Consider the following 18,775-nt stretch of genomic DNA (forward strand, 5'->3'; position numbering starts at 1 on the left):
AGTCTGCCACAGAACTCAACCGAATACAGGCAGCCCCTCAATTTGCCAAGCTGCCTCCGCAGGAGAAATCCGATGCCCTATCGTGCCCCCGTCGCCGATTTGCGTTACATCCTGGACAACGTGTCGAGCTTTGCCCTGGTCCAGAACACCGAGCGGTTCAGCGATGCCACCCCCGATATGGTCGACGCCATCCTGGAGGGTGCAGGCCGCATCTGCGAAGAGGTGCTTGCCCCGCTGCGCCGCACCGGAGATTTGCAGCCCGCGCGCCTGGAAAACGGCGTCGTCCGCACGTCGGACGGGTTCAAGGACGCCTTCGGCCAACTGGCCGAAGGTGGCTGGATCGCGCTGTCTGCCGGGCAGGAACACGGCGGCATGGGCCTGCCGATCACGATCACGACCGCCTTCAACGAAATGGCGGCATCGACCTGCATGTCGCTGGGTCTGTGCCCGCTGCTGACCCAGGGCCAGGTCGAGGCGCTGGAACATCACGCCAGCGACGAGATCAAGGAAATCTACCTGCCGAAGCTGATTTCGGGCGAATGGACCGGCACGATGAACCTGACCGAGCCGCAGGCCGGGTCCGACGTGGGCGCGCTGACCACACGGGCCGAACCCGAGGGCGACGGCAGCTACCGGATCTCTGGTCAAAAGATTTATATCACCTTTGGCGATCACGATTTCACCGAGAATGTGTGCCATCTGGTGCTTGCGCGTCTGCCCGGTGCGCCCGCCGGAACCAAGGGGATCAGCCTGTTCATGGTGCCCAAGTTCATTCCCGACGAAAACGGCAATCCCGGCGTGGCCAACGCGCTGAAAGTCGTGAGCCTGGAACACAAGATGGGCATTCACGGCAGCCCGACCGCCGTCATGCAGTATGACGGTGCGACCGGGTGGCTTGTAGGAGAGGAAAACAAGGGCATGGCTGCGATGTTCACCATGATGAACAACGCCCGCCTTGCCGTTGGCGCGCAGGGTGTGGGCTGTGCCGAGGGCGCGTATCAGCACGCCCTTGCCTATGCGCAGGAGCGCAAGCAGATGGGCCGGATCATCGAGCATGCGGATGTGCGCCGCATGCTGCTGACGATGAAGGCCGAAACTTTTGCCGCGCGCGCCATCGCGCTGAACTGCGCCGTGGCCATCGACATGGAGACCGCGACCCACGATCCCGAATGGAAGGCGCGCGCCGCGTTGCTGACCCCGATCGCTAAGGCGTTCGCCACCGATATCGGCTGCGAAGTGTCGAGCATCGGGATTCAGATCCACGGCGGCATGGGCTTTATCGAGGAAACCGGTGCGGCGCAGTTCCTGCGCGACGCGCGGATCACGCCGATTTACGAAGGCACCAACGGCATTCAGGCGATGGACCTCGTGGGCCGCAAGATGATGGATGGCGGCGAGGCCGCGTTCCGCCTTCTGGACGAGATCGAGGCCCATGCCGAACAGGTGCGTGGCGATATGCCCGAACTGGCCGAACCGGTCTGGCAGGCTTCGGAAACGCTGCGCGAGGCGGTGGAATGGCTGGTCGCGCAGTCCGACATGCGCACGCGCTTCGCGGGCTCGGTGCCGTTCCTGCGGGCCTTTGCGCGCGTGCTGGGCGGCCATTACCACCTGCGTGCCGCACTGGCCGAGCAGGGCGAAGGGGCCCGCACCAAGCTGGCGCGTTTCTACATCGCCCGTCTGCTGCCTGAACATGCCGCGCTTTTGTCGCACGCGATGGCCGGGGCGGACGATCTGTTTTCGGTCAGCGAAGACGAGCTGGCGGCATGATGGACGGCGCGGCGCACGGTATCCGCTATCCCTGGGACAGGGCGCCCGAACCCGGTGAGGCCATCGAAGTCGCCGAGGGCGTGCTGTGGGTCCGCCTGCCGCTGCCGATGAAACTGGATCACGTCAACGTCTACGCGCTGGACGAGGGCGATCACTGGACGGTGGTCGACAGTGGAGTGAAGTCGCGTAAATCCATCGCCATCTGGGAAGACATCCTGGCCCGCGTCCTGGGCGGCAAGCCTGTCGGACGGGTGATCCTGACGCATTATCACCCCGATCACGTCGGGATGGTCGGATGGCTGATGGAGCGTTTCGGCGCCGAGAACTGGACCACGCGTACCACCTACGCGATGGCGCGGATGCTGATGCTGGATGTGGAGGACACCCCCAGCCCGCAGGCGCAGCAATTCTGGCGCGACGCCGGCATGTCGCCGGAAATGTATGAAAAGCGCCTTGCCGAACGGCCCTTCAACCTGTCGGACCTGTCGCACATGCTGCCGACCGGTTTTGTGCGGCTGCAACAGGGCGACAGCCTGCATGCCGGGGGCAGGGACTGGGACGTGCATATCGGCAACGGCCACGCGCCCGAGCACCTGACATTGTGGAGCCGCGACGACAGCCTGGTGATCGCGGGCGACCAGATCCTGCCCTCGATCAGCCCCAATATCGGGGTCTATCCTGCCGAACCCATGGCTGACCCGCTGGCGGAATGGCTGGAAAGCTGTGAACGGCTTGCCCCCCTTGCGCGTGAGGATCACCTGGTCCTGGGCGGCCACAAGCTGCCATTCACCGGTCTGCCGCTGCGGATGCACCAATTGGCCGAGAACCATCACGGCGCGCTCGAGCGGTTGCGCGACCACCTGGCCACGCCGCGCGTGGCTGGCGACTGTTTCGCGCCGCTCTTCAAGCGTTCGATCGATGCTGGCACCTATGGCCTTGCGCTGTCGGAAACGGTGGCGCATCTCAATCACCTGCTGCACAAGGGCGACGTCACCCGTCATCGCCGCACCGGCGATGGCGCGTGGCTTTGGCAGCGGGTGGGCTGACGCCGGGCCGCAAATGCGTCAAAACAGCCTTTGTTGAGGCGTGACAGGCGTTCGTGAATCCGTTAATCAACGGACCAACGCCAAGGGACCAAGCGAAAGGACACGACACATGGGCGAGTACAAGCACGGCGATATGGACATCACAGTTCAGAAAAAGACGTTCGACGGGTTCGTCAACACGGTGAAATGGTCGGTTGTCGCCATCATCGCAGTTCTGATTTTTATCGCCATCGTCAACGGTTGACGCCAGGCACGGGTCGCGTCGTCGCGGGCTTTCGGAGGGTATGGGTATGCACCGTTTGCTGCTGGCCGCACTCGTGGCGCTATCTCTTGCCGGCTGTACGGTAAAACCCGAAATACCCCGCAGCGACGACGTGATCCAGCAGGCGGCCTACCGTCATGATGGGCCGCCCGAACTTGTGCTTTTCACAATGAAAAGCAACCGCACCGGCCAGGGTGCGCATACATCTCTTCTCATCAATGGCAGTCAGCGCGTGATCTTCGATCCGGCGGGTTCGTTCCGCAACGAGGCGATCGTTCGCCGTGGTGACGTGATTTTCGGCGTGACGCCCGGTATGCTGGATGTCTACACCCGCTATCATGCGCGTGAGACATTCTATGTTCAGGTGCAGCGCCTGCAGGTGTCGTCCGAACTGGCCGAAGGTGTGTTGCGTGAGGCCCTTGCAAAGGGTCGTCAGGCCGATGCGCGCTGTGCAGCCAGCACATCCGAGATTCTGGCCGCGTTCCCGCAACTGGGAATTTCCTCGACCTGGTATCCCAATAACCTGGCCGATCAGTTCGCCAAGCTTCCGGGCGTCACGTCACGCGAGCTTTACGAATACGACTCCGACGACAACCGTGCGGTTCTGGCCGCTTTCGACCCGGACCGGGTGGCAGCCCAGCAGGCCGCACGGCAGAACGTCGAACAGCAAGCCCAGCAGGCGGCCTATCAGGGGGGTGGCCGCCAGGGTCGCGGCGGTCAGCAGGCCGACGAATAACGGCCTTCAGCCCAGCAGGAACAGTCCGCCGACCAGCGTCGCCGCGCCCGATCCGATCGCGAGCAGCACATTCTTTGTGAAATAACCCACTGCCAGGGTCACGATTGCAGCAGCAAGCCGTGCCGGGTCGGGTTGTCCGCCCGTGGCGTTCGGCCAGATCGCAAGCGGCGTCACGATGGCCGGCAGAACCGCGACGGCCGTGTAGCGCAGGTGGCGCAGTACCCATTCGGGCATCGGCCGTTCCCCGACCAGGCCAAGGAAAACGAACCGCAAGCCGAAGCTGCCGATGCCCAGCCCGATGATGATGATCCAGAGGTCGGTCTTGTCGATCATGGATCCACCCAAAGCCCACGGCGCCGCAGCACCACTTCGACCTGTGCGCCCACCATCATCGCCCCCAGTGCGGCGACCATCAGGCCCAGATTGAACGGCATCCAGGCAAACCCCAGCGCCAGAACGACCGAGGCCAGCGCCGCGGCCCTGTGCGCCCCCGTGCGCAGCATCGGCGCGATAAGGGCGATGAAGGTGATGGGCACTGCGAAATCCAACCCGAATTCCGGGGGGATGGCGTTGCCGATCAGCGCGCCCAGCAGCGTCATCGCGTACCACATGGGGCAGATCGGCGTGATCACACCAAAGAAATAGGCGACCTTTTCCGGCACGGTCCAATCACGGTGCCTTTCATAGGCGATGATCGAGCAGGCATAGGATTGGTCCACAAGGAAATAGGCAATCAGCGCGCGCTGCCACATTGGCGCGCGGCCCAGATGCGGCGTCAGCGATGCCGAATACATCGCCATGCGCAGATTGACCGCCAGCGCCGAAGCCAGCGCCACGAAAACCGGCGCGTTATCGAGCAGCAACTGCAGCGCGGTGAACTGCGCCGCGCCCGCGATCACCACGACCGAAAAGCTGAGCGCCTCGATCACGGACAGCCCGGATTCGGTCGCGACGACGCCAAACAGCAGGGCGAATGGGGTCACCACAAGGAAAAATGGCGCGCCATCGCGGAAGCCCTGCCAATAGGCGCTTTTCGCTTCTTCTGTCATGGGTGGAATGCCCCGGCATTACGGTTCCCCCAAGGCCTATCCTTGCGGGCCGGGGGATGCAAGGCGATGCGCAGGCTCAGTCGAACATGCCCGCCACGCGCCCCAGCAGCATGAAGGCGCGCGCCGTGCGTGTGCCCGCCAGATCCTGGATTTCGCTGTCGCTGGCCGCCTGTTCGAACGCGATGAACATATGGTCGAACTTGCGCAGAAAGTGGTGTGCCGCATCGCGAAAGATCGGATCCTGTTTCATCCGGCCTGCGGTCAGCGCCAGGGACGAGCGGTCGCGGATACCGCCAAGCGCGGCAATCGCGCGGCCGCGTTCGCCGGTCGCGAAGCGCCGCCAGATTTCGGGGCGTGCCAGATCGGGGCGCAGGTCGTCCATGTAAATGCCGTCTTGGCTGAGCAGGGTCAGGATATCCTGGCTGGCCTGGATCAACTCCTTTGCCTGCCTGTCGCGCAGCGCCTTGCGCAGGGCGGCAAAGCCTTCTTCGTCCTCGGCGGTCTCCGGGAAGTTCAGCGCACGGATGAAATCCGACCGGTCCAGCGGCGGGGCCATGTCCTCGGACGTGGTGCCCAGGGGCAAAGGCGCCTGGTCATCCGCGGTGGGCGCTGCGGTAGGTGCAGGGGCAGGGCGCATGGCGGCCGGTGCGCTTCGGATCGACGTGAACGTCGCCAGCGCGGTTTCCGTCTTCTTGGCCGTCGCCGCAATTTCATCGAGCTTGCGGGCCACCGATGGTTCTGTTCCCAGGTCGCGCCCCTGCGACTGCGCGATATAGGCCTGCCGGATCGCGTCTATGGCGGTCTGCAGGCGCTGACTTTCCTCGCGCATGACCTTGCTTGCGCGGGCCGCTGTGGCGGCCACCCAGATCATCGCAACCGGCATGAAGATCGCAAGCATCGTCATCAACAAACGCATACCTGCGCCCTGCTCGGGTCCGGCGGCGGGTTTGAGGACGACAAAGAACACCGCAGTGCCCGCCAGCCACAATACGGACAGGCCCACGGCGACCCATTCGATGGCCGTCACCTTGGGTGCGCTTGGCCGGTCGTAAATGCCCAGAGGCGTCGGTGTGCTGTCGTTCTTGTTGGCCATTCGCACCCCCGCGACAGACGCCCCGATGTCACTTGTATTCGATTTTCAGTACTTCGTAGGATTTCTCGCCGCCGGGCGTGCGCACATCCACGCTGTCGCCCTCTTCCTTGCCGATCAGGGCACGCGCGATGGGCGACTTGATGTTCAGCAGACCCTTTTCGATGTTGGCCTCGTGCTCTCCCACGATCTGCCAGGTCTTTTCCTCGTCGGTGTCTTCGTCGACCAGCGTGACGGTCGCGCCGAACTTGATCGCGCCGGACAAGGTTTTGGGGTCGATCACCTCGGCCAGACCGATGATGCCCTCAAGCTCCTTGATGCGGCCTTCGATAAAGGACTGCTTTTCCCGCGCGGAATGATATTCGGCGTTCTCCGAAAGATCGCCATGCTCGCGCGCCTCGGCGATCGCCTTGATGATGGCGGGCCGCTCGACACTCTTGAGCTGCTTCAACTCGGCTTCCAGCGCGCTGTGTCCGGCGCGGGTCATCGGTATCTTTTCCATAAACTACTCTCCCTTGGCCGGCACAGTTTGGCCATGGTGCGTTTTTCGTTGCAAACAAACCTGCCCCAACGGGGCTTGGATTTGCAATAGGCCAAGCCGCGTCGAGGTGCAATTCCGCCCGCGATGCCCCTTGCCGGGGATTTCGCGCGGTTTAACGTTGTGTCGCGATTGACTGTCAATGCTGCAGCGCGGTAACCAAGGCGAAATTTTCTTGCGCGCGCCAACAAAGAAGGGGGCCTAGATGTCCGAGATCGAACGCGAAGCCATGGAATATGACGTCGTTATCGTTGGTGCGGGTCCGGCCGGCCTGTCGGCAGCGATCCGTCTCAAGCAACTGGACGCAGACCTGAACGTTGTGGTCCTCGAAAAAGGGTCCGAGGTGGGCGCGCATATCCTGTCGGGCGCCGTGCTCGATCCCTGCGGGCTGGATGCGCTGATCCCCGACTGGAAGGAAAAGGGCGCGCCGTTGAACGTGCCGGTACGCGAAGACAACTTCTACATGCTGGGCGAGGCCGGCGAGGTCCGTATCCCCAACTGGCCGATGCCGCCGCTGATGAACAACCACGGCAATTACATCGTGTCGATGGGCAATGTCTGCCGCTGGATGGCCGAGCAGGCCGAAGCGCTGGGCGTGGAAATCTTCCCCGGCATGGCCTGTTCCGAAATGGTCTATGGCGAAAACGGCGAGGTCAAGGGCGTGGTCGCCGGTGTGTTCGGGCTCGAACCCGATGGCTCGATCGGTGAGAACACAGAACCGGGGATGGAGTTGCACGGCAAGTACGTGTTCCTGTCCGAAGGCGTGCGCGGATCGCTCGCCAAGGAAGTGATCGCGAAATACGACCTCCAGAAGGGCAAGGAGCCGCAGAAATTCGGCCTTGGCATGAAGGAAATCTGGGAGATCGACCCCGCGAAGCACAAGGAAGGCTCGGTCACCCACACGATGGGCTGGCCGCTGGGCAGCAATGCCGGCGGCGGGTCGTTCATCTATCACCTCGAAAACAACCAGGTCTATGTCGGCTTCGTGGTTCACCTGAACTACAAGAACCCGCATCTTTTCCCCTACATGGAATTCCAGCGGTTCAAGCATCACCCGATGGTGGCCGAGCTGCTGAAGGGCGGCAAGCGCGTGGCCTATGGCGCGCGGGCGATCTCGGAAGGCGGGTATCAGTCCATGCCCAAGATGGTTGCGCCCGGCGTGGCGCTGCTGGGCTGTTCCGTGGGCATGGTCAACGTGCCGCGCATCAAGGGCAACCATAACGCCATGCTGTCGGGCAAGGCCGCGGCCGAAGCCGCGTACGAGGCGATCCAGGCAGGCCGCCAGTCGGACGAGCTGAGCGCCTATGAAAAGTCCGTCCGCGAAGGCGCGATCGGTAAGGATCTGAAAAAGGTCCGCAACGTCAAACCGCTGTGGTCGAAATTCGGGCTGACGGCATCGCTGGTGCTGGGCGGTCTGGACATGTGGACCAACACCATGGGCTTTTCCCTGTTCGGCACGCTGGGCCACGGCAAGACCGATGCCGAGGCGACCGAACCCGCGTCCAGGCACAAGGACATCGACTATCCCAAGCCCGATGGCACGCTGTCCTTCGACCGTCTTACGAATGTCAGCTTCTCGATGACCAACCACGAGGAAAGCCAGCCCTGTCACCTCAAGCTCAAGGATGCGAGCGTGCCGGTGGCGGTGAACCTGGCGAAATACGACGGTCCTTCGGCGCGCTATTGCCCGGCCGGCGTTTACGAGTTCGTGGAAAAGGACGGCAAGCCCGAGTTCGTGATCAATTTCCAGAACTGCGTGCACTGCAAGACCTGCGACATCAAGGACCCCAGCCAGAACATCAACTGGACCACGCCGCAGGGCGGGGACGGCCCGAACTATCCCAACATGTGATCCGGTTTCGGATTGCGCGCGCAGGCGGCCCCGGGGCCGCCTGTTTGCGTTCTGCCGCCCATTGTCGCGCCTCACATCACGGTGCATTGCGTTTCGGGGCCGGCACGCTACCTTGGGCGGGAATAGCAGGCAAAGGGGCGACGAGTGGCACAGGCAAGGGCGCGACTACTGGGACTGACGGCGGCATTGGCGATGGCGGTGGCCGCCGGGCCGGTCATGGCGCAAAACGGGCTTGCCGGGTCTTACCTTGCGGCACGGCAGGCGGCGTTCAACTCGGATTACAAGGCAGCCGCGCAGTATTTCACGCGCGCCCTTGCGCGTGACCCGTCCAACCCCAAGCTGCTCGAGGACGCGACGCTTTCGCAACTTGCCGTGGGTGAACTGCCCCGCGCCGTGCCCACCGCCCGCAAGATGGAAGCCGATGGCCTGCGCAGCCAGATCGCACAGATGGTTCTGGTCGCCGATGAGGTGGCGAACGGCGAATATGGCGCTCTGCTGACCCGGCTTGACGAGGACAGGGGCGTCGGCCCCCTTGTCGACGGTTTGCTGCGTGGCTGGGCGCATCTGGGCGAGGGCGCCGCGAAAGAGGCGCTCGCGGCCTTTGACGCCCTTTCGCAGGAACGGGGCCTGAGCGGGTTTGCCCTGTATCACAAGGCGCTTGCGCTGGCGTCGGTCGGCGATTTCGAAGGCGCCGAGGCGATCTTTGCCGCGGATGGTGCAGGCCCGCTCCAGATGACCCGGCGGGCGTCGATCGCCCGGATGCAGATCCTCAGCCAGCTTGGTCAGAACGATCGTGCGCTGGAATTGATGATCACGCTGTTTGGCCCCGATCTCGATCCCGCGCTGCGCGATATCCGCGATCGCCTGCAGGCGAACGATACGCTGCGCTTCGATTTCGTGACATCGCCCCGCGACGGCATGGCCGAAGTCTTTTTCACAGTGGCGGCCGCCCTGTCGAATGAGGCGGGCGACGACTACACGCTGATCTACAGCCGCGTGGCCGAGTTCCTGCGCCCAGATCACAGCGACGCCTTGCTGATGTCCGCGCAATTGCTGGAAAAACTCGACCGGTTCGAACTGGCCGTGGAAACCTACAAGCGGTTGCCGCGCGACCACGAATCCTATCATGCGGCCGAACTTGGCCGGGCCGAGGCCCTGCGGCGCGACGGGCGCGTGGATGCCGCTGTCGAGGTGCTGGAGCAACTAGCGGAAACCCATGGCGACCTGCCCATCGTCCATATGACGCTGGGCGACATGATGCGCCAGACCAAGGATTACGAGGCCGCATCGGCCTCTTACACTCGCGCGCTGGACCTGTTCGGAGAACCGACCGAGCAGCAATGGTTCATCTTCTACGCCCGTGCGATCAGCTATGAGCGGCAGGACATGTGGCCCGAGGCCGAAGCCGATTTTCGCCGTGCGCTGGAACTGAACCCGGAGCAGCCGCAGGTGCTGAACTACCTGGGCTATTCGCTGGTCGAAAAGCACGAAAAGCTGGATGAGGCGCTCGACATGATCGAACGCGCGGTCGCGGCGCGGCCGGACAGCGGCTATATCGTCGACAGCCTTGGCTGGGTTCTGTACCGGCTGGGCCGCTATGGCGAGGCGGTGGGCCACATGGAGCGCGCCGCCGAGCTGATGCCGACCGATCCGGTGGTGAACGATCACCTTGGCGATGTCTACTGGGCCGTGGGCCGCAAGCTTGAGGCGCGGTTCCAGTGGAAGCGTGCATTGTCTTTCCACGGCACCGCCGAAACCTCGGAAGACGTCGATCCCGACCGGATCCGCCGCAAGCTCGAGGTTGGGCTGGATCAGGTGCTTGAGGAAGAAGGGGCCCCGCCGCTGAAGGTTGCCAATGGTGACTGAGGCATTTGCCCCGGCCAAGATCAATCTGACGCTCCACGTCACCGCACAGCGGCCGGACGGGTATCACATGCTTGATTCCCTTGTCGTTTTCGCTGATGTCGGCGACCGGCTGGGCTTTACCCCCGGGCCGGACATGGCGCTGGACGTGACCGGCCCTTTCGCCGCAGGCGTTCCGGCGGACGATCGCAACCTTGTCTGGCGCGCGGCGCGCTCTGCTGGCTGGACCGGACATATCGCGCTGGAAAAGAACCTGCCGCATGGCGCGGGCATCGGGGGCGGATCGTCGGATGCGGCCGCAGTCTTGCGGCATTTGGGCTGTGCGGATCTTGAAACCGCGGAAAGCCTGGGCGCGGACGTTCCCGTCTGCCTGAGCGCGGTTCCAAAAAGGATGCAGGGGATCGGGGAAATCCTGACCCCGCTGCCCGGATTGCCGGAACTGGATATCGTGCTGGTCAATCCCGGTGGTCACGTCGCCACGCCCGATGTGTTCGATGCCTTGTCGGAAAAGGTCAACGATCAGATGGACGGGCTGGAAAGCTGGATCACGCGCAATGGCTTCGTGCGCTGGCTTGCCTCGCAGCGCAACGATCTGCAGGCCCCGGCCGTCGCGCTTGTGCCGCAGATCGCGGATGTTCTGGATGCCTTGAGCGGGGCCGAGCTGGCACGGATGTCGGGTTCGGGCGCGACCTGTTTCGGGGTCTACCCGGACCGGATGCAGGCCATGGCCGCCGCTGCGCGCATCGCGCAGTCCAATCCGGGTTGGTGGAGCGTTGCGGCCCGTACGATCAGCGCCAGGCCGCAAGCGGTCAGTTGATCCGCGCGACCACGTAGTCGGCAAGATCACCGAGCATCCGCTGCAGGTCGGATTCGGGCAGGGCGGCCATCGCCGCCTTGGCCTTGGCCGCCCAGTCCAGCGCATCGCGGCGCGTCGCCTCGAGTGTGCCGTGCTTTTCCAGCAGCGCAATCGCGTGTTCGAGATCGCCGTCTTCCTGGCGGCCCTTTTCGATCGTGCGTGTCCAGAAGGCACGCTCTTCGTCATCGGCCAGCGCCACCGCCTTGATCACCGGCAGGGTCAGCTTTCGCTCGCGGAAATCGTCACCGACATTTTTCCCAGTGGCCTTTGCGTCGCCCTGGTAATCCAGCAGGTCATCGACGATCTGAAAGGCGATCCCCAGCGCATCGCCGTAATCGAACAAGGCCTGGACCTGCTCTTCGGTCGCGCCCGCGATCACGCCGCCCGCCTCGGTCGCGGCAGAAAACAGCGCCGCGGTCTTGCCCCGTACGACCTTGAGGTAGATGTCTTCGGTCGTGCGCAGATCCTGTGCCGCGCTCAGTTGCAGAACTTCGCCCTCGGCGATGGTGGCCGCGGCGTTCGACAGGATCGACAGGACGCGCAGGTTGCCCGGTTCGACCATCAGCTGGAACGCGCGCGCAAACAGGTAGTCGCCGACAAGAACGCTCGATTTGTTGTCCCACAGCAGGTTCGCGGTGGGCCGTCCGCGGCGTTGCTGGCTTTCGTCCACGACGTCGTCATGCAGCAGCGTCGCGGTGTGGATGAATTCGACCGTCGCGGCCAGGTGAATGTCGTAAGGGCCGGCATAGCCGCACATCCGCGCCGCGGCGAGCACGAGCATCGGGCGCAGGCGCTTGCCTCCGGCCTCGACCAGGTGGGCGGTGACCTCGGGGATGCGGGGCGCGTTTTCGCTGGCCATCCGTTCCCGGATCAGGACGTTCACGGCGTCCATGCCCTCGGCAAGCGTTGCGGCCAGTTCCTCGTGCGGCTTTGTGGCGGCTTCGTCCAGGCTCATACTATCCCCATCGCATGGCTCGACATTTGCCGCGCCATGGCCTTATCTCGGTGTCATGAAACAGCTTTTGCGTACCAACGACCCGACCGTGATGGCCTTTGCCAAGGCGCTGCTCCAGGGCGAGGATATAGACTGCTTTGAAATGGACGTAAACATGAGCGTCCTCGAAGGGTCCATCGGCATTTTGCCGCGCCGCCTGATGGTGCGCGAAGACGATCTGGACCAGGCCCGGCGCGCCCTGCGCGACAACGGGATCGCGGTGGATGAATGATCTGACCCACGACAAGTTCCTCGGCGGGCGGTTGAAACTGTGGCAGCCCCGCCGGGGGTATCGCGCGGGCGTCGACCCGGTTCTTCTTGCGGCGACCGTGCCTGACGATGCGCGGACCGTTCTGGATCTCGGCTGCGGTGTGGGGGCTGCGGGGCTTTGCCTTGCCGCGCGCGTACCTGGACTGACCGTGACCGGGCTGGAACTGCAGCCGCTTTATGCGGACCTGGCCCGCCGCAATGCCGAAGAAACCGGCCTGGCCTTCGAAATCGTCCAGGGCGACCTGACCCGGATGCCGCGCGAACTGCGCGATCGTCAGTTCGACCACGTTATCGCCAATCCGCCCTATTTCCGGCGCGATCAAAGCGTTCCGGCCCGCGACGAGGCGCGCGAACACGCGATGGGCGAGGCCGCCCCGCTTGCCGATTGGGTGCGTGCGGCCGCCCGCCGGGTGCGCGACCGGGGGCAGGTGACGATGATCCAACGGGTCGAACGCCTGCCCGAACTTCTGGCGCTTTTCGACCGTTTCCTGGGGTCCGTTCAGCTTTTGCCTCTGATCCCACGACCGGGACGCGACTGCCAGCTTGTGATCGTGCGTGGACGCAAGGGCGGAAAAGCGGCCTTTCGGCTGCATGCGGGCGTCGTGATGCACGAAGCGCCGCGCCACGACAGTGACCGCGAGGATTACAGCCCCGCGATCCGCGCCGTTTTGCGCGACGCGACAGCGCTGCCGTTCCCCTGAGCCGGGATTAAGAGAATATTTGCCACATGCTGCGACTGCGGCGTGACAGAAGCCGTGGAATGTGCTGCACTGTCCCGTGGCTACATCGCAACGAGAGGAGGACGCCAATGAGCTTGAGTTCGCATATCGAGGAACTGAAGAAGAAACACCAGACCCTCTCGGACCGGGTAGAGGCGGCGCTGCGCGCGCCGGGCACGCCCGATACCGAAATCGCCGAACTGAAAAAGCAGAAATTGCGTCTGAAGGACGAGATCGAACGCCTGACGGCTGACGTGTCCTGACCCTTGCATATTTTGCGCCGGGCCTGACGTAGCCCGGCGCAGATTCACCGAAGATTTCCGGGCGCTTTGCGACCCGGGTCACTGGTTTTATGTGCTGGTGACAAAGCGTGACAGGGCGGTCAGTTCCTCTGGCCGGATTTCGTGCCCGCCTGCATGCCATTCCAGCGTGACATCCGCGCCTTGCGCCGTCAGCCAGTCTGACAGTGCATCCGTCTGCGGTGCCGGGCAAATCGGGTCTGCGCGGCCAGCCGTTATCAGAATGCGCCGACCCTTCAAACCGGGCTGGGGATCGGGCGTCCAGGGGATCAACGGGTGCATCAGTACCATCTCGTCGAAAATACCGGGATACCGAAACGCAACGGCAGCGGCGATATTGGCGCCGTTGGAATATCCCAGCGCAATCACACGGTCCGTGCCGCTGCGCTCTTTCGCAGAGGTAAGGAACGCGGCCATGTCCTCGACCCGCCTGGCGAGGTCGTCCATGTCATAGACGCCCTCGGCCTTGCGCCGGAAATACCGGTTCATGCCGCCTTCGCTGACCTGCCCACGCGGCGAAACGACATGCGCGGCGGGCATCAGGTCGCGGGCCAGCCCGTGGAACTGCATTTCGTTGCCGCCTGTCCCGTGAAAGGTAAAGACAAGCGGCGCACCCGGTTGGCCGATCGTTTCGGCGAAATGCAGGTCAGTCACGAATGGGCTCCAGGTATTCGCGTTCCAGCAGATCGCGCAGATGGGCATGCTGGCTGGGCAGCTTGAGAGCCTCGCCCAGATGCGCGCGGTCCTCGTCGCGGTCAAAGCCGGGTTCGTTCGTGGCGATTTCGAAAAGGACACCGCCCGGGGTACGGAAATAGATCGCCCAGAAATAATCGCGGTCGATCACGGGCGTTACCTGATACCCGGTGTCCATGAGCGATTTCCGAACGGCAAGCTGCGCCTCGCGATTGTCGACCGAGAACGCCACGTGGTGCACCGAACCGGCCCCTTGCGCGGCCATCGGCGCCTGCGGCAGGGTTTCGACGTCAATCACATGCGCGCCATTGCCGTTTTGCAGCGAAAAGCGGGTGATGTCACCGGCGTTGTCCTGCGCCTCGTAGCCCATGAATTTCAGCAGCTCGGCGGTGGCGCCTTTGTCGTTCAGGCGCATTTGCGTGGAATGAAAGCCACGGATGGCGTGATCGGCGTCCACATCGCCCCCGGTCCACGGTGCGCGCCCGTCATCCGCTTCGACAAGGGCGAATCCGTCACCGTCAGGGCCCTGAAAGCGCAGCCGCGCTTCGCCAAGGTAATCCTGCTTTTCGATCCCCTTGACGCCAAGCGACGCCAGCCTGTCGGCCCACCAGTCGCGGCTGCCTTTGGGAATCGCAAACGCTGTCACGGCAACTTCGCCTGCACCGGGGCGGCCGCGCCGCGCATTGGGGAAGGGGAAATAGGTCATCACCGTACCCGGCGTGCCCAACTCGTCACCGTAATAAAGGTGATACACCTCGGGCGCATCGAAGTTCACCGTTTTCTTCACCCGGCGCAGGCCGAGCACTTTGGTGAAAAAGTCGTTATTTTCCTGTGCCCCGCTCGCAAGCGAGGTAACGTGGTGCAATCCGTTGATCTGGGTCAGCATGGCAAATCCTCCATTTGCAGGGGATATGACATTATTCATACGCACGAAAACGCCCATTCCCGCGCGTCATTTGTGCAGTGCCGCACAAGAAACGCGCCCCGGCATGGCGGGGCGCGTTGTGCATTTCAAACGGTTCGACGCCTTGTGGGTCAGACGAAGAATTGCGCGCCGTTGGCGGAAATCGTCGATCCGTTGATGAAGCCCGCATCGTCCGATGCAAGGAACACCACGCACCGCGCGATTTCCTCGGGCTCGCCCAGACGTCCGGTCGGGATTTGCGCGATGATCGATTCCCGCACCTTTTCGGGTACCGCCATCACCATGTCCGTCGCGATGTAGCCGGGGCAGATCGCGTTCGCGGTGATGCCGGCGCGCGCGCCTTCCTGGGCCAGCGATTTCACGATACCCAGATCGCCGGCCTTGGTCGCGGCATAGTTCACCTGGGCGAACTGGCCTTTCTGGCCGTTGATCGACGAGATCACGACGATGCGGCCGAATTTGCGTTCGCGCATACCGGGCCAGACCGGATGGATGGTGTTGAATACGCCGGTCAGGTTGGTGTCGATCACCTCGTGCCACTGTTGCGGTGTCATCTTGTGGAACGGGGCGTCGCGGGTGATGCCGGCATTGGCCACCACGACGTCGATCGGGCCAAGATCGGCCTCGACCTTTTCGATGCCGGCCTTGGATTCGTCATAGTCCCCCACGTTCCACTTGTAGGTCTTGATGCCGGTTTCCTCGGTGAATTGGGCCGCGGCTTCGTCGTTTCCGGCATAGGTGGCTGCCACTTCGTAGCCTTCTGCCTTGAGAGCCTTGGAAATGGCCGCGCCGATGCCGCGCGATCCGCCTGTGACGAGTGCAACTCTTGCCATGATATCCTCCAGGTCTGGCGTTATTCTCTTGGTAACCTTGTTACTTTTTCAAAAACCGATGCGCAATATTATTTCGCGTAGAATTTCCGCTTTGCAGAACATTTTTGACGCAGTGCAGAAAAAAGGGCGCCCAAAGGCGCCCTTGCTATTTAGATCGGAAGGTCGTCACGGGCGCTCCAGGCACATGGCCACGCCCATGCCGCCGCCGATGCAGAGTGTCGCCAGCCCTTTCTTGGCGTCGCGGCGTTTCATCTCGAACAGCAGCGTGTTCAGGATGCGCGCGCCCGACGCGCCGATGGGGTGGCCGATGGCGATGGCGCCGCCGTTCACGTTCACGATCGACGGATCCCAGCCCATGTCCTTGTTCACGGCGCAGGCCTGGGCGGCGAAGGCTTCGTTCGCCTCCACGAGGTCCAGATCCTCGACCGACCAGCCGGCTTTTTCCAGCGCCTTGCGGCTGGCGTGGATCGGGCCGACGCCCATGATCGACGGGTCCAGGCCGGCGGTGGCATAGGATGCGATACGCGCCAGCGGTTCGATTCCGCGCTTTTCGGCTTCGTCTGCGCTCATCAGCAGCACGGCGGCGGCACCGTCGTTGATGCCCGATGCGTTAGCGGCGGTCACGCTGCCATCCTTGGTAAATGCCGGGCGCAGCTTGGCCATCGCGTCCAGCGTCGCGCCATGGCGGATGTATTCGTCCTGATCCACGACGATGTCGCCCTTGCGCGTCTTGACGGTGAAGGGGATGATTTCGTCCGCGAACCTGCCGGCTTTCTGTGCAGCTTCGGCCTTGTTCTGGCTGGCGACGGCGAATTCATCCTGCGTGTCGCGGCTGATCTGCCATTTCTCGGCGACGTTCTCGGCGGTCTGGCCCATGTGGTAGCCGTTGAACGCGTCCCAAAGGCCGTCGCGGATCATCGTGTCGATGTATTTCACGTCGCCCATCTTGTGGCCGGCGCGCAGATGCGCGGCGTGGGTCGAGAGGCTCATGTTTTCCTGGCCGCCGGCGGCGACGATCCCGGCATCGCCCAACTGGATGTGCTGGGCGCCCAACGCCACGGCGCGCAGTCCCGAGCCGCAAACCTGGTTGATGCCCCAGGCGGCGCTTTCGATGGGCAGGCCCGCGTTCACATGGGCCTGGCGTGCCGGGTTCTGTCCCTGCGCGGCGGTCAGAACCTGACCGAGGATCGTTTCCGAAACGTCGGACTTTTCGATGCCGGCACGTTCGACGATCGCCTCGAGCACGGCAGCGCCGAGGTCATGGGCAGGCGTGTTGGCAAACGAGCCCGAGAACGATCCGACAGCGGTACGGGCCGCGGATGCGATTACGACATTGGTCATGGTTTCCTCCACCAATTGCAGGGTAGGGGCGCGGCCGCCCGGGCCGCGCTTGCCCGGTCTTCCCCCGCGTCATAAAGGAAATGCCGCGATGCGGCAACTGTATCCCATTGCATACTTCACCCAGCGGCGCGGTTTTGTGTCACGTCCCAGTGCGGGGTGACCGTTGGCGCGGCATGGAAATAGCCTTGTTGACAGTCGATGCCCGCCTGCGCCAGCCACAGCGCATCGTCCTGCGTCTCGACGCTTTCGGCGACTGTGAACATGTCGAACTGCCGCCCGATCGCGACCAGCGCCTTGACCAGCACCTGGTTGTCCGCGTCGTGGTGGATGCCCCGTGTGAACTGCCCGTCGATCTTGAGGATGTCGAAATAGAAGTCACGCAGATACCGAAACGACGTAAACCCGGCCCCGAAATCGTCGAGCGCGAAACTGATTCCTTTTCGCTGAAGGTTCGACATGAAGGCGACCACCAGCTCGGGAACGGTCATTGCCGAGCGTTCGGTGATCTCGAGGATCAGCCGCTCTGCCACGGTGGGGTCGCGTTGTATGCCCTTGCGCAGAGATTTCATCCAGCGGGGATACCCGATGGACCGCGCCGACATGTTGATCGAAAGGCGCAGGTCAGGCACGCGCGCCAGCGTGTTCAGGCCCATTTCCAGCGCAACGCAATCCAGGACGCGCCCGGTTTCCGTTTCCTCCACCGCCGCGATGAAATCACGGGCCGGAATGACGCGACCGGTGGCGTCGAGAACGCGCATCAGCCCCTCGTAAAATGCCACGCGACGTGGATCGGCCGACGAAACCACCGGCTGAAAAGCGAGCAGCACCTCTTTGTGGCGCAAGGCGTCCGCCACCAGTTTCAAAGTCTCGCGGTCGCGGGCCTGCACGGCCATGTCCAGCGGATTGTCCGCCCCCGGCGGCAGGTCCGCCCATCTCTTGTCCACCCCACGCGGCATCTCGACCTCCATCACGCAATCCAAAGCCAAGGCTGCGCCCGTGAGTGTTGACAGGCGGTAAATATGACCATTTGGTTTGCATTCGATACGAAGGCGAAAGGACGGGTGGAACATGGGCGAACGATGCGGCTGGGTAACCGACGATCCGCTATACATCGCCTACCACGACACCGAGTGGGGCGTACCGGTCCATGACAGCCGGGAACTGTTCGAGCTGCTCACCCTCGAAGGGTTCCAGGCGGGATTGAACTGGCTTACCATCCTCAAGCGGCGCGAAGGGTTTCGCGAGGCATTCCAGGGGTTTGACCCCTATGAGATCGCCGGATGGGGCGAAGACCAGGTCGTGCGCCTTCTGGCCGACACACGGATCATCCGGCATCGCGGCAAGATAGAGGCGACGATCGGCAATGCCCGCGCATGGGCCGAGATCGAGTCCGGCCGCGGCTTTGCCGGCTACCTGTGGGATTTCGTCGATGGCCGCCCCTCCCAGACCAACCGGGCCAACCTGGCCGAGGTGCCGGCACAGACCGAAATCTCGCAAAGACTTTCGAAGGATTTGAAGAAACGCGGGTTTCGCTTCGTCGGGCCGACGATTGCCTACGCTTTCATGCAGGCCGCAGGCATGGTGAACGATCACGTGATCTCGTGCCCGCGTCACACGGCGGTTGCAGAGCTGGGCTGACGGC

General features: G+C 63.4%; 21 protein-coding genes. 11 read left to right on the forward strand and 10 right to left on the reverse strand.

Features of this window, described 5'->3' with window-relative positions:
- Positions 1-72: 72 nt before the first annotated feature.
- The 4 genes from BLT50_RS07375 (at position 73) to BLT50_RS07390 (ending at position 3,811) form a co-directional block, all read left to right on the forward strand.
- Positions 73-1,767 (forward strand): acyl-CoA dehydrogenase family protein, encoded by a 1,695-nt coding sequence (locus BLT50_RS07375; RefSeq protein ID WP_090028026.1) that lies wholly within the window; start codon positions 73-75, stop codon positions 1,765-1,767.
- On the forward strand, positions 1,767-2,813 hold the full coding sequence (locus BLT50_RS07380) for an MBL fold metallo-hydrolase (RefSeq protein ID WP_090028027.1): 1,047 nt from the start codon (positions 1,767-1,769) through the stop codon (positions 2,811-2,813). Before BLT50_RS07375 ends, BLT50_RS07380 begins: the two co-directional genes overlap by 1 nt.
- A 109-nt stretch (positions 2,814-2,922) precedes the next feature.
- On the forward strand, positions 2,923-3,057 hold the full coding sequence (locus BLT50_RS07385; RefSeq protein ID WP_090028028.1) for an aa3-type cytochrome c oxidase subunit IV: 135 nt from the start codon (positions 2,923-2,925) through the stop codon (positions 3,055-3,057).
- Between the two features lie 46 nt (positions 3,058-3,103).
- Positions 3,104-3,811 (forward strand): hypothetical protein, encoded by a 708-nt coding sequence (locus BLT50_RS07390; protein ID WP_245723325.1) that lies wholly within the window; start codon positions 3,104-3,106, stop codon positions 3,809-3,811.
- 6 nt (positions 3,812-3,817) lie between these two features.
- Here BLT50_RS07390 and BLT50_RS07395 read toward each other — a convergent pair whose 3' ends face one another.
- The 4 genes from BLT50_RS07395 to greA all read right to left on the reverse strand — a co-directional run bounded on the left by BLT50_RS07395 (position 3,818) and on the right by greA (position 6,452).
- Positions 3,818-4,144 (reverse strand): AzlD domain-containing protein, encoded by a 327-nt coding sequence (locus BLT50_RS07395; RefSeq protein ID WP_090028029.1) that lies wholly within the window; start codon positions 4,142-4,144, stop codon positions 3,818-3,820.
- Positions 4,141-4,860 carry an AzlC family ABC transporter permease gene (locus BLT50_RS07400; protein ID WP_090028030.1) on the reverse strand — a complete coding sequence of 240 codons (720 nt, stop codon included), beginning with the start codon at positions 4,858-4,860 and terminating at the stop codon, positions 4,141-4,143. Before BLT50_RS07400 ends, BLT50_RS07395 begins: the two co-directional genes overlap by 4 nt.
- A 76-nt stretch (positions 4,861-4,936) precedes the next feature.
- Positions 4,937-5,953 carry a hypothetical protein gene (locus BLT50_RS07405; protein ID WP_090028031.1) on the reverse strand — a complete coding sequence of 339 codons (1,017 nt, stop codon included), beginning with the start codon at positions 5,951-5,953 and terminating at the stop codon, positions 4,937-4,939.
- A gap of 28 nt (positions 5,954-5,981) precedes the next feature.
- The gene (greA, locus tag BLT50_RS07410) at positions 5,982-6,452 is read right to left on the reverse strand and encodes a transcription elongation factor GreA (protein ID WP_090028032.1); all 471 of its coding nucleotides are present in this window, start codon (positions 6,450-6,452) and stop codon (positions 5,982-5,984) included.
- A gap of 241 nt (positions 6,453-6,693) precedes the next feature.
- Between greA and BLT50_RS07415 the strand changes: the two genes are divergently transcribed.
- The 3 genes from BLT50_RS07415 (at position 6,694) to BLT50_RS07425 (ending at position 11,020) form a co-directional block, all read left to right on the forward strand.
- Entirely contained in the window at positions 6,694-8,340 is a 1,647-nt protein-coding gene (locus tag BLT50_RS07415) for an electron transfer flavoprotein-ubiquinone oxidoreductase (protein WP_090028033.1), read from the forward strand.
- A gap of 192 nt (positions 8,341-8,532) precedes the next feature.
- The gene (locus BLT50_RS07420; RefSeq protein ID WP_090028034.1) at positions 8,533-10,206 is read left to right on the forward strand and encodes a tetratricopeptide repeat protein; all 1,674 of its coding nucleotides are present in this window, start codon (positions 8,533-8,535) and stop codon (positions 10,204-10,206) included.
- Positions 10,196-11,020, forward strand: coding sequence for a 4-(cytidine 5'-diphospho)-2-C-methyl-D-erythritol kinase (locus tag BLT50_RS07425; protein ID WP_090028035.1), 825 nt, complete (start codon positions 10,196-10,198; stop codon positions 11,018-11,020). The genes BLT50_RS07420 and BLT50_RS07425 overlap by 11 nt, the downstream gene beginning before the upstream one ends.
- On the opposite strand, the gene BLT50_RS07430 is transcribed toward BLT50_RS07425, so the two are convergent.
- Positions 11,013-12,014, reverse strand: a complete 1,002-nt coding sequence (locus BLT50_RS07430; protein WP_090028036.1) for a polyprenyl synthetase family protein — start codon at positions 12,012-12,014, stop codon at positions 11,013-11,015. The two genes, BLT50_RS07425 and BLT50_RS07430, sit on opposite strands and share 8 nt — an antisense overlap.
- Before the next feature lie 55 nt (positions 12,015-12,069).
- Between BLT50_RS07430 and BLT50_RS07435 the strand changes: the two genes are divergently transcribed.
- The 3 genes from BLT50_RS07435 (at position 12,070) to BLT50_RS07445 (ending at position 13,305) form a co-directional block, all read left to right on the forward strand.
- On the forward strand, positions 12,070-12,285 hold the full coding sequence (locus BLT50_RS07435) for a putative signal transducing protein (protein ID WP_090028037.1): 216 nt from the start codon (positions 12,070-12,072) through the stop codon (positions 12,283-12,285).
- Entirely contained in the window at positions 12,278-13,024 is a 747-nt protein-coding gene (locus tag BLT50_RS07440) for a tRNA1(Val) (adenine(37)-N6)-methyltransferase (protein WP_090028038.1), read from the forward strand. Before BLT50_RS07435 ends, BLT50_RS07440 begins: the two co-directional genes overlap by 8 nt.
- A gap of 107 nt (positions 13,025-13,131) precedes the next feature.
- Positions 13,132-13,305 carry a YdcH family protein gene (locus BLT50_RS07445; RefSeq protein ID WP_090028039.1) on the forward strand — a complete coding sequence of 58 codons (174 nt, stop codon included), beginning with the start codon at positions 13,132-13,134 and terminating at the stop codon, positions 13,303-13,305.
- A gap of 87 nt (positions 13,306-13,392) precedes the next feature.
- Here the strand turns inward: BLT50_RS07445 and BLT50_RS07450 are convergent, their stop codons facing one another.
- From BLT50_RS07450 to BLT50_RS07470, 5 genes are all read right to left on the reverse strand, one after another.
- A complete protein-coding gene (locus BLT50_RS07450) occupies positions 13,393-13,995 on the reverse strand; it encodes an alpha/beta hydrolase (protein WP_245723326.1) in 603 nt (200 codons plus the stop codon).
- On the reverse strand, positions 13,988-14,920 hold the full coding sequence (locus BLT50_RS07455) for a VOC family protein (RefSeq protein ID WP_090028041.1): 933 nt from the start codon (positions 14,918-14,920) through the stop codon (positions 13,988-13,990). The genes BLT50_RS07450 and BLT50_RS07455 overlap by 8 nt, the downstream gene beginning before the upstream one ends.
- A gap of 149 nt (positions 14,921-15,069) precedes the next feature.
- The gene (phbB, locus tag BLT50_RS07460) at positions 15,070-15,792 is read right to left on the reverse strand and encodes an acetoacetyl-CoA reductase (protein ID WP_090028042.1); all 723 of its coding nucleotides are present in this window, start codon (positions 15,790-15,792) and stop codon (positions 15,070-15,072) included.
- Positions 15,793-15,957: 165 nt separating this feature from the next.
- Positions 15,958-17,133, reverse strand: coding sequence for an acetyl-CoA C-acetyltransferase (locus BLT50_RS07465; protein WP_090028328.1), 1,176 nt, complete (start codon positions 17,131-17,133; stop codon positions 15,958-15,960).
- A gap of 116 nt (positions 17,134-17,249) precedes the next feature.
- On the reverse strand, positions 17,250-18,089 hold the full coding sequence (locus BLT50_RS07470) for an EAL domain-containing protein (RefSeq protein ID WP_090028329.1): 840 nt from the start codon (positions 18,087-18,089) through the stop codon (positions 17,250-17,252).
- A gap of 112 nt (positions 18,090-18,201) precedes the next feature.
- Here BLT50_RS07470 and BLT50_RS07475 point away from each other — a divergent pair, with 112 nt between their 5' ends.
- Positions 18,202-18,771, forward strand: a complete 570-nt coding sequence (locus BLT50_RS07475; protein ID WP_090028043.1) for a DNA-3-methyladenine glycosylase I — start codon at positions 18,202-18,204, stop codon at positions 18,769-18,771.
- The last annotated feature ends 4 nt before the right edge of the window (positions 18,772-18,775 follow it).

Source organism: Lutimaribacter saemankumensis, from assembly GCF_900100005.1.
Lineage (GTDB): Bacteria > Pseudomonadota > Alphaproteobacteria > Rhodobacterales > Rhodobacteraceae > Lutimaribacter > Lutimaribacter saemankumensis.